Source organism: Pseudomonas sp. Sample_14, from assembly GCF_004307515.1.
GTDB classification, from domain to species: domain Bacteria; phylum Pseudomonadota; class Gammaproteobacteria; order Pseudomonadales; family Pseudomonadaceae; genus Aquipseudomonas; species Aquipseudomonas atacamensis.
Window position 1 is genome coordinate 102,845 of the sequence record NZ_RCOC01000044.1, and the last position, 10,352, is coordinate 113,196.

9 protein-coding genes are annotated in these 10,352 nt (G+C 58.2%); 6 read left to right on the forward strand and 3 right to left on the reverse strand.

Going from position 1 to position 10,352, the window contains the following annotated elements:
* Positions 1-146 precede the first annotated feature (146 nt).
* Positions 147-2,525 (forward strand): tetratricopeptide repeat protein, encoded by a 2,379-nt coding sequence (locus tag D8U61_RS10640; RefSeq protein WP_130926894.1) that lies wholly within the window; start codon positions 147-149, stop codon positions 2,523-2,525.
* Between the two features lie 285 nt (positions 2,526-2,810).
* Here the strand turns inward: D8U61_RS10640 and D8U61_RS10645 are convergent, their stop codons facing one another.
* Positions 2,811-3,785 (reverse strand): hypothetical protein, encoded by a 975-nt coding sequence (locus tag D8U61_RS10645; RefSeq protein WP_024012858.1) that lies wholly within the window; start codon positions 3,783-3,785, stop codon positions 2,811-2,813.
* 230 nt (positions 3,786-4,015) lie between these two features.
* Entirely contained in the window at positions 4,016-4,507 is a 492-nt protein-coding gene (locus D8U61_RS10650) for a hypothetical protein (protein WP_122881014.1), read from the reverse strand.
* A gap of 233 nt (positions 4,508-4,740) precedes the next feature.
* On the opposite strand from D8U61_RS10650, the gene D8U61_RS10655 reads away from it, so the two are divergent.
* From D8U61_RS10655 to D8U61_RS10675, 5 genes are all read left to right on the forward strand, one after another.
* The gene (locus tag D8U61_RS10655) at positions 4,741-5,676 is read left to right on the forward strand and encodes a halovibrin HvnC (RefSeq protein WP_130888967.1); all 936 of its coding nucleotides are present in this window, start codon (positions 4,741-4,743) and stop codon (positions 5,674-5,676) included.
* Between the two features lie 50 nt (positions 5,677-5,726).
* The gene (locus D8U61_RS10660; protein WP_241663616.1) at positions 5,727-7,118 is read left to right on the forward strand and encodes a hypothetical protein; all 1,392 of its coding nucleotides are present in this window, start codon (positions 5,727-5,729) and stop codon (positions 7,116-7,118) included.
* Between the two features lie 73 nt (positions 7,119-7,191).
* Positions 7,192-8,121, forward strand: coding sequence for a halovibrin HvnC (locus D8U61_RS10665; protein ID WP_122612277.1), 930 nt, complete (start codon positions 7,192-7,194; stop codon positions 8,119-8,121).
* Entirely contained in the window at positions 8,118-8,573 is a 456-nt protein-coding gene (locus D8U61_RS10670) for a DUF2599 domain-containing protein (protein ID WP_130926895.1), read from the forward strand. The genes D8U61_RS10665 and D8U61_RS10670 overlap by 4 nt, the downstream gene beginning before the upstream one ends.
* A 116-nt stretch (positions 8,574-8,689) precedes the next feature.
* Positions 8,690-9,382, forward strand: a complete 693-nt coding sequence (locus D8U61_RS10675; protein WP_130901997.1) for an aspartate/glutamate racemase family protein — start codon at positions 8,690-8,692, stop codon at positions 9,380-9,382.
* Position 9,383: 1 nt separating this feature from the next.
* On the opposite strand, the gene D8U61_RS10680 is transcribed toward D8U61_RS10675, so the two are convergent.
* The gene (locus tag D8U61_RS10680) at positions 9,384-9,902 is read right to left on the reverse strand and encodes a GNAT family N-acetyltransferase (RefSeq protein WP_130901998.1); all 519 of its coding nucleotides are present in this window, start codon (positions 9,900-9,902) and stop codon (positions 9,384-9,386) included.
* Between the last annotated feature and the right edge of the window lie 450 nt (positions 9,903-10,352).

Sequence of the window (10,352 nt, forward strand, 5' to 3'; positions counted from 1 at the left end):
CAGCAATTGCGATTGCAAATTACAAAATTCACACGGCGCTGCGCAGCAAGTCACAGCGCTCATTTGACAGACGCGCTGCATGCGGCAAAGCTGCATCCAGATGTATGCACGCCAGAAGGCCAACGCACCGGACTACGGAAGTCGCAATGCCCAAGCACAAAAACAAAGCGGTGCAACCTGAACCTGACGCATCACCCTCCTCTTTTTCACGTTACCTGTTTCCAATCACCATCGGTGTGCTGCTGGCGGCCGTGGCGGGCATTGGCTGGTTCCTGTTCAGCCCGGCGCCCGCCCCCGTCAATCCCGCAGCGATCAGCACGCCGATAACACCGCCGCCCAAATCGCAACCGGCAGTGGCAAGCAAACCGGCAAACAAACCGGCCAGCATGGTCGATGAGCAGCAATGCCAGGGCTGCCACAGCGAACAGGTCAAGGACTGGCAAGGCTCGCATCACCAGCTCGCCATGCAGCCGGCGACCGCCGAAACCACCCTCGGCGACTTCAACAACGTGACCTTCAAGGCCGAAAACGAGACCACAAAGTTCACCCGCAAGGGCGATGAATTCTGGGTCAATGGGCCCGGCATCGACGGCAAGAATGCCGACTTCAAAGTGGCCTACACCTTCGGCATCGCGCCGCTACAGCAATATCTGATCGAGGTCGGTCAGGGGCGTCTGCAAGCCCTCGGCGTGGCGTGGGATACCGAGAAAAATCGCTGGTTTCATCTGTACGCCGGCCAGGGCGTGAACTTCAAGAATCCGCTGCACTGGAGCAAACCGAGCCAGAACGCCAATTTCATGTGCGTCGAATGCCACACCACCGGTTTCAAGCGCAATTTCGATGCAGCGAGCAACAGCTTCAACAGTCAGTGGAACAGCCTCGGAGTCGGCTGTCAGGCCTGTCATGGCCCGGCGTCGAATCACCTGGAGTGGGCGCAGAAAAAAGACGATTTGATCCATAAGGGCTTCGACGTCGATCTCAAGGACAAGAACGCCACGGTAGAAATCGAAACCTGCGCGCGCTGCCATTCCCGCCGCGCACCGCTGGGCGATGGCTTTACCGTCGGCAAGCGGCTGATGGACGACTACCTGCCCAGCGCCCTGACCCGCGAACTCTATGCGCTGGACGGCAAGATCAAGGACGAAGTGTTCGAACACGGCTCGTTCCTCCAAAGCAAAATGTTCGACAAGGGCGTGCGTTGCAGCAATTGCCATAACCCGCACAGCAACGAACTTAAGGCACCGGGCAACGCCGTGTGTCTGCAATGCCACAATACGGCGGGCAAGACTTCGGTCGCAGGCGTCGACGGCAAGGCTCTGCAAGCGAAGAATTACGACTCCATCGAACACACCCGCCACGCCATGGGCCAGCCCGGCTCGCAGTGCGTCGATTGCCACATGCCTGGCAAGTTCTACATGGGCAACGACTTTCGGCACGACCACAGTTTCAGCATTCCCAACCCGGAGCGTGCGCAAAAACTCGGCACCCCAGACGCCTGCCTGACCTGTCACCAGGGCAAGGCCGGCGACAAGGTCACCGCGCAGTTCAAATTGTGGAACGCCACCGCCTCCCCGGCTCAGCAGGCGCCACGCTATGACGAAAGCCTGTGGCTGATCCGCAATGGCCAGCCCGGCGCCGCCGACGCGCTGTACCAGCAATTGCAGCGCAGCAACCTGCCGGCGATCCAGCGCGCGACGTTGCTGGCGGAATTGCCGCTGTACCCGAGCGAACAGGCGCTGAAACTGGCCACTCAGGATCTCAAACATCCAGAGCCACAGGTGCGTGACAGCGCGGTGCGGGCGATCAGCGCTTTCCTGCCGCCGCCCGAGCGTGCGCCGTTATTGGCGCCGTTGCTCAATGATCCAGTGAAAGCCGTGCGCATCGTCGCCGCGCGGGATCTGCTCGGTGCCTCGCGCAACAATGGTCTGGGGGCGGCGCAAGCCAGCTGGAACGCGGCGATTGGCGAGTATGAAGCGGTGCAGAAAAGCCTGCTGGAGCGTGCCGAGGCCAATCTCAATCTGGCGATGCTGTACCAGGCCAGCGGGCGCAGTGTCGAGGTCGAACCGTTGCTGCGCAGCGCCCTGCAACGTGACCCGGACTTCTACCCGGCGCTGGTCACGCTGGCACAGTGGCTGGAAGCGAATGGTCGCGCCACCGAAGCGCAGAAGCTGTTGGATGACAGCCTCAAGCAGCATCCGGATGCGGCGCTGTTGCAGCACACGCGCGGGTTGTCGCTGATCCGTGCCGGCCAGTCCGCCGACGCCATGTCCTACCTGCGCAAAGCCGCACAACTCGAACCGGAGAATGCGCAATACGGCTATGTACTGGCGGTGGCGCTGCATGAGAGCGGCAAGGTTGATGAGGCGTGCGCGATTCTGGAAAGTTTGCTCAAGGTACAACCGGCCAACCGCAATGCGCGGCTGTCGCTGATCCAGTACTACCTCGATAGCGGCCAGGAACCGAAGGCGCAGGTGCTGTTGCAGGGCTGGAAGAAAATGAATATGGGGGATCCGGCGCTCAAGTGATCGGCTGGAGATCGGTGGCCCCTCACCCTAGCCCTCTCCCAAGGGAGAGGGGACCGATTGGGGAATATTCAAGGATTGCACCGACTTGAGCGATCGGCTTTGAATCCGTAATCGACTCGGTCTGTCACTTCGATGTATCACCCAAGACACCCCGGTCAGTCCCCTCTCCCTCCGGGAGAGGGTTAGGGTGAGGGTTAGGGTGACGGGCTGCCAAACCAGTCCCCTCTCCCTCCGGGAGAGGGTTAGGGTGAGGGGCTTTTGATCTTGGCTTTCAGAATCGAACAATCACCACGAAGACGTCTCTCCACTGCGCAAAGCCATCTCCCGCCGGCTATTGGCGCGCATCGCCTTGATCAGCGACACCGTCCCCACCAACAAAATCGCCGCACCAAACAAAAAGTCGATGTTGTACAGCTGGAAATCTTCCACCGGCCCGATCAGCAATGTGCGCACCACCGCAATTCCCACCAGCGTCGCGAGAAAGTCGATCCCCGGTTCATCGCGGTAGAACACCAGCATCAGCGGCAGGCACAGCACCAGCAGAAGCAACAGCACCACAACCTTGAACGAGCCTTTGCGCTCGACGCTGAACGCACACTCATGCGCGCCGTAAGGCTTGTAGTCCTCGTCGCGAATCATCGAGTTTTTCTCGTTGATGTAGTCGGCGCGGTTGTACTTCTGGATCGGCGTGAAGGTGTTGGACATCTCCATCAGCGTGGTGATGTTCTTGAAGCGCAAGTCGATGCGCTCGTTGCCCTTGAGGTAATACAGCACCGGTTTGTAGCCGTAGCGATAAGTGTCGAACGGGAACGCCGCGGTCTGGGCGTGCACGCCGATCGGCCGTGGTTCGAGTTCAGCGAAGGCGCTTTTGTTGGTCGACGAGAGGTTGCGGCTCAGCGGCTGCACCTTGATCTGCTCGAGGAAGATCGGCGTCACGCCGAAAGACCACTGCAACGGTTCCAGACGCAGGCGCAGTTCGTTGCGGCCCAGGTCGTAGCGGTTGAAGGTGCGTTCGGAAACCACCAGCGAACCGCCGACCATGAACTCGCCGCGCAGGTTGTTGGTGACGCGCAAGGTCAGTTGATCCTTGCCCAGCAACGCCGCTTCACTGCTCGGTGGCGTGCCGCACCACGCGGTGCTTTCACCGACACCGCCAAGCTGGCCGTCGCGGTTTTCCTTGAATACGTAAAAGTAACTGGCCCACAGCGTCAGCAGCAAAAGCGACGCCGTGAGACCGAGGATTTTTTTGCCCGGACTCACTGATCAGACTCCCTTCTTCGGTTCCATCGTCCAGCCGAAAACCCGCTGGCGACGGCGACTCTACCAAAAGGCCATCAGTGACCCAAGGGAAAATGCCGGATTGGCACCGAACCTAAGGGTTTCCCCGGTACTCGCCTCCCCCCCAAGGAGCGAGCCTGCTCGCGATAGCGGTGTTTGATCGTTCCCACGCTCTGCGTGGGAATGCAGCCCGGAACGCTCTGCGTCCCAATCTAGGTGCGATCGCGAGGAATCAGGCTTTGCAGTTGCTGCGCCAGAAAATTAGCATCAAACGCAAACGTATCCGGATCCTTCAAACCATTGGTCTTGCGCCACTGCCACGCACCATCCGCCAGGCCAACCAGGGAAATGCTCCCGTACCGCGCCGCCGTCAGCCCCATCACTGCCAGGGAAATCTGCCCGCCGCTGCCCATCACATCCGGCACAAACTCCACCGGTTTGCCGGCAATCACGATGCTCAATTTTTCCGTCTTGAACGTCGAGGTCTCCACCGGCACGCTCGGCCCGGACGCGACATACGCCTCGCGACTCACCTCCAGCAGATTCGGCGCCTTGACCGGTTCAAGCCATTGCTCGATCTGGTCGAACAGCGCGCCAATCCGTGTTGCCCATTCAGCTGATTGCGTAGTGAACAGTTGCTTCTTGTGCGCTTCGCTTTCGGCATAGTGGCGAAGCATTTCGCCCAGTTGCTGTACATCGTTCATGAGCAAGTCCCTCGATTAGCCCGCAAGAACAGATAGTGGCAGATCAAGGCGCCTGTGTACGTTTAACCGCTCATCGAAGGCGGCTTTAGCGAAGTCTCTAACCGACAGATGGTTAAAAAAATTGAATTTACCTGTCAGATCTGACAGTGCGGCGCGTTACGAAAGCGATGTTTAATTTCGATGCGAGGTGACCGCTTCAGTGAAGTCGACATCAGGACGCAGGGAAAAGCAAAGTGAAAAAAATCATTCTTTCAGTTTCAATTGCAACACTCATTGGCTGCGTCCAAACGGCTCCTCAGGCACCGTTCGAGCAAAGCGGCAGTAACAATTCGCATGTCGCCATTACCGGCCCGCAAGTGGTCGAGTGGTTGAATACCTTGTACAACTCGAAGTCCCAGAACTGCCATGAATCAGCCAACCAGCCCGCATTCCTCTGTTCGGGGGTCATTTTTCGAGTCACCGACAAAAAGCCGGGCGAGACTCATCACGTCTGGAACCCCAGCCCGACGTCCGTCAAAAATGGTGGCGTGTCATTTTCCTATCTGAGGACCGACTCCAAATACGGTCGACTCGCCTGGGGCCATGGCAACGGGTTCATGCTGTATCCGATTTTCGGCGCCCCACAAGACAAGGTTGATCTCGATGTGTTGTGTTCATTTCCAATCGATGGCTGGACCTGGAACCGCACCACGCCTTGCGGTCATCACGCCTCGTATCCGGCGTCCAGCCAGCGTTGCCAGAGTGCAGGGGTAACCACGGCCGAGCAGTGGAAAAGCGTGTGGGACAACTCACCCAATAGCCATCACATTCGCCAGTGCGGCTTCGATGTTTCAGAGGCAACCGGCAAGCCGGCCGCGGTGCCGTTCTATCAATCGGTCAGAGCGCGCGGAATGTTGAGTCAGAACCCAACGCATTTCACTGAACAGAATGAAGTCGTGGTCAAGACCTGGCCACAGAATCTGCAAGACACCTTACCGCTCATGGCGTTCTTCTTTATCGCCGGTGGCGGCAATGCCGGTCTGCCCGAGGCTCAGGGCAACCAGAAGGACTTTTACAACTCCACCACCCGAAGAATATGGGTGCCGGTCATCCGTTTATTTCCGCCTTCGACCCCCACCAGCGAGGCCACGTTCCAGTACGTCGAGTCCGACCAACTGATCAGGCCCTGAGTCCCTCTGCTTCTGCGAATCCACTAAGTCAAATAAACCGGGAGACGTCCATGCCAGTAATCATCGAGGCTCAAGCGCAGCCGCAAGACATCGCCCCCGTATTGATTCCGGGATGGGTCACCCCGATTCAACATCCTGATAATCCGCACGGCGGCTTGCCGTTATCGCTGGCCGTAAACGGAGAGGTCCGCTTGCTGATCGACCCTTGGTTGAACCAGAACGCTTTCGACACGGCCGGTATATTGCTCGAAGATTCGCAAGTGCCGGTGGTTCCCCACACTATCCAACCGGGCGAAGAAAATCAGCGCTTCACCATGGGGCTGCCTGAAGGCATGCTCAGAAACGGCGTCAACCGCATCCGCCTGCAAGTCACGCGGATTGCTCAAACGCCTGTTGAATCGCTTGGGCTGAAACTGCTCTACAACCGCCCCCGCCCAGCGGGTGAGATTGCGCAAAGCGGGGATAACCCGAACCTGGTCATGACATTACCGGACGATGTGTTAAACGGCATCGACGCCGTGCGCGCGGCGGTGGGCGTTGATGTCACGCTGCGATACATCCATATGCGCGAGCGAGACGTCATTACGCTCGATTGTGACGGTCAGACCAAATCCCACACCGTGACTGCTGCACAAGCAACCGCCGGCGCTGTGGTATTGAAGCTGTTTACCAACGACTTCTGGCAAGACAATCCGAGGTTCGCATTGCGCTTCAGGGCTATGGACCAGCTCGGCAACTCATCGGGGCCACAGGCAGTCTGGTCCGCTGCCACGCTGGTGGACGTTCATATCCGCAAACAGCCGGAACTCGATTTGCCAGCGCCCAAGGTTCTGGAAGCAAAGGAGCTCAATGGCAAGCAGCTGAATTTCGTCAGGGACTTCTATGACGCTGCGTTCGCCACCGTGGAGGTCAGCTACACCGGTTCCGACACAGGACAAACTGTGCAAGTCAAATGGCTGGGACGAAACTATACCTATCGCACAGCCGTACAGACCGTAGCCCGCCCGGGGCAGATATTGCGGTTCCAGATTCCGCGACTTGAGGTCATCGATAACGCCGGCGCCGGCCACGCAGAGGTGACCTATACCGTGAGGCTGCCTGGTACCACGGTAGAAATTCCCTCACGCGATCTGGACTTGACCGTTACCGGGCAGAAATATCTTTTGGGAGAACCCTCCCTTAATTCCGACAATACCAATTTAAGGGCTTATTACCCCGCATTGATTGATGGTTCCTACACGGTGCGCATGGCGTTACACGGCGTCGTCGTTCGCTACGGCGAAGAGGTGCTGATTAAAGATCCTGACTACACCAACCTCCCGATCCCTGCGGCGTGGATCCTGGAAAATCGAGGACGGGAGGTGATTCTCAACTACACGCTGAACCGGACAGGCGCCAGCGAGCCACTGGTTTTTTCCTGGTGCCGAAGAGTGAGGCTTTAGCGGCGTACCACTAGAAAATTCTACTCGAACACTACATTCCAGAATTGAGATTCGGCGAGACAAGGACTCAGTCATGCGCAAAATAATCGGTTCACTGCTTATAGCCTTGTTGATTGGTTGCTCTCAAAGCCCATCGCAACCGCCACATATCACCAACACCAGCAATGCTCTGGTACTGGACGGTCCCGCCACCGCCAGTTATCTAACGACGCTTTATGGCCGCAAGTTTCCCAATTGCAACAAAGTGAATTCGCAACCCTCTTTCCTTTGCTCAGGTGTGATGCTTCGGGTAACAGTCAAAGACCCCAACAATACTTATAAGGTCTGGGAGCCCAGCCCTATCTCTGTTACCAGCGGCGGTATTTCGTTTTCCTACCTTCGTGCCGACACCAATTTCGGCCGATTGGCCTGGGGTTACGGCAACGGCTACATTCTTTACCCGGTCCTGGAGCGACCCGCCAATACCGATCAACTGCAAGTTCTGTGCTCTTACCCGATGGACTCCTGGGGCTGGCATCGCGGTAAAAATGGCGTGTGCATTCCTACCCCTGCACACCCTGAAAGCGGCTACTGCCACAACGCGAATGTAACCACTGCAGAGCAGTTCAAAGCAGCCTGGGACAGGGCAACCGTGAACAAAAACCTCCAACAGTGTGGCTTCGACGTGCGAGACGAGCGTAATACCCTGGCAGCTCCGGCGTTCTATCAATCGCTGCGCGCCAAGGCAATGTTAGGCGCTACCGGTTTCAACGAACACAACGAAGTGATTATCAAAACCTGGCCAGCCGGCAAGGCAAACGCATTTCCGATACTGGCGTTTTTTTATATTTCCGGCGGGACTGACCCTAAACCGCTCGCCGATGCAAGATACAACCAACAAGACTTTTACAACTCCACACACCCCAATAGAACGATACCGATCATCCGTCTGGTGCCCGCGACCAGCGCTACTGGTACTACAACTTTCAGCTATGTCGAAGCCGATCAGGTGGTGAAACAATGAACAGATATCACGCAAAATACTACCTGCTCGCATTGGCACTGACTGCCTCCTGGCTGCGCATGACTGAGGTGGCCGCTGCCGAAACCGCACCCTCCGCAGTGGATGGCGAAAGCGTGATCGTGATTGTCGAGCGCTGTAATCGCTACATCCAGAACGCCTACTGGTTTTACCGGGACTATCAATGGGTGCTCGCCATCTCGCCAACGCCCTGTGCCAGAAGAACGCAGTCACCTGGCACACCTTTCATCTGGAATGAACTGACGCGCGACTATTCCAATAGTCGCTATTGGCAGAACACTCATGGCATGCGTCACCAGCTGATTTGCCACATGGCGATCGCGCGGGACAAGCCGGAATGGAACCTGGAGCCTTGGCGCCCGGATGTCGGTTATGCCAGAACACTGGAAGCCAGATGTAATCACACCCAGCCGCTCCCCGAAAAAGCACCATGACACCTGAATGAAAGTTTGCCGATACAGTTGATCTGGAGCTGGCGTGAGGCGGAAAACCACCGGAAACTTCGGGCAGGCCAGGCTCCATTGAGCCCGGCATTGCCCGAGGAGTTCAAATGCGCACCATCGGCCTTATCGGCGGCATGAGCTGGGAGTCCAGCGCCGAGTACTATCGCCTGATCAACCAACAGGTTCGCGAGCGGCTCGGCCGGTTGCGCTCGGCGCAGTTGCTGATGTACAGCGTCGATTTCGGCCCGGTCGAACAGGCCCAGCACGCCGGGCGCTGGGACGATGCAGCGGCGATTCTGGTGGATGGCGCGCGCCGGCTCGAAGCTGGCGGCGCCGAGTGTGTGGTGCTGTGTACCAACACCATGCACAAGGTCGCCGAGCAGATTCAGGCGGCGATCAGCATTCCGTTCCTGCACATCGCCGAACCCGCCGCTCAGGCCGCACTGGAAATCGACGCGCGCACGGTCGGGTTGCTCGGCACCGCGTTCACCATGGAGCAGGACTTCCTCAAGCAGCGTCTGATCGCCCAAGGCCTGACCGTACTGGTGCCGGATGATGCCGAGCGCAAAGAGGTGCACCGGATCATCTACGACGAACTCTGCGTGGGCGTGATCAGCGGACAATCGCGAGAAATCTACCAAGGCGTCATCGAATCCCTGACCGCCCGTGGCGCCCAGGCGATCATCCTCGGCTGCACCGAAATCGGTCTGCTGATCAAACCCGAACACAGCGTCCTGCCCCTGCTCGACACCACCGAGTTGCATGCGCAGTCAGCAGTGGCGTTTGCACTGGGCGACTGACTCAGGGTTTCGACGAACCGCGCAGACGGGCCATGCTCAAGGTGTCGACCCACTGCCCGTCGCGCACCGCGTAATCACGCAACAGCCCTTCGGCCTCGAAACCGAACTTGCGGTAGAGGCCGATGGCTGCCTCGTTGTCGGCGTAGACCGTGAGTTCGACGCGGTGCAGATTCATCCAGTTATCGGCGACCTCCAGCGCCGCCGCCAACAACATCGATCCCACGCCTTTGCCCTGCCAGGCTACCGCGACTGCCATGCCGAAACTGCCGGCGTGAGCACGGCGCATCCTTGAATAGGCTTCCAGACCGAGATTTCCGATCACTACGCCTTGGTGCAGGGCAACCAGTTTCAGCGCGCGCTCGCTGTCGGCCTGCAGTCGCTGACGCCAGACCTCGATGGATTGAAACGGCATTTGCAGCACCTGCCGCGCAACGGCGGGGTCGTTGTAAAGCGCAGTGATGCCTTCGAGGTGGAATTCGTTGGAGCGTTCGAGATGGATCGTGGGGGTTGGCTCTGACATGGGATCGGTCCGTGATCAGCGTGTGGCTGGTCACTCTAAACCGCTGATCTGGAATCTGGCGAGAGGTAATGGAGGGAGCGAGCTTGCTCGCGAAGGCGTTGGCTCAGATTGAAGCGTCGACTGGCAGAGTGCATTCGCGAGCAGGCTCGCTCCCACATTTTAATCCGGCCCTGGCATAAACCCCGTGAGCACTGGAGATTACTGTGGGAGCGAGCCTGCTCGCGAAAGCGACCTCACAGCCAACACCTGCTTCCCGGCAAAAACGTCTACCGTGCTGTCGCCAATTTTTGCCCTTTTAAACGCCGCTGTTTAAAAGACACCTCCAGACACGCCTTCCAGGCTACAAATTCTTGCGCCATTGCCTACAGCTACGCCAGAATCCGCCGGCTTGTGCACCTTGGGGGCGGGTTCTATTGTGGTGCGGTCGCTGAATGTTCAGTGATCGGGTTT

What these genes read in the sequence shown, in the direction of transcription:
- D8U61_RS10665 (WP_122612277.1), top strand. Translation starts at nt 7,192, where the DNA reads ATGCGCAAAATAATCGGTTCACTGCTTATAGCCTTGTTGATTGGTTGC.
- D8U61_RS10660 (WP_241663616.1), top strand. Translation starts at nt 5,727, where the DNA reads ATGCCAGTAATCATCGAGGCTCAAGCGCAGCCGCAAGACATCGCCCCC.
- D8U61_RS10650 (WP_122881014.1), bottom strand. Translation starts at nt 4,507, where the DNA reads ATGAACGATGTACAGCAACTGGGCGAAATGCTTCGCCACTATGCCGAA.
- D8U61_RS10640 (WP_130926894.1), top strand. Translation starts at nt 147, where the DNA reads ATGCCCAAGCACAAAAACAAAGCGGTGCAACCTGAACCTGACGCATCA.
- D8U61_RS10670 (WP_130926895.1), top strand. Translation starts at nt 8,118, where the DNA reads ATGAACAGATATCACGCAAAATACTACCTGCTCGCATTGGCACTGACT.
- D8U61_RS10680 (WP_130901998.1), bottom strand. Translation starts at nt 9,902, where the DNA reads ATGTCAGAGCCAACCCCCACGATCCATCTCGAACGCTCCAACGAATTC.
- D8U61_RS10675 (WP_130901997.1), top strand. Translation starts at nt 8,690, where the DNA reads ATGCGCACCATCGGCCTTATCGGCGGCATGAGCTGGGAGTCCAGCGCC.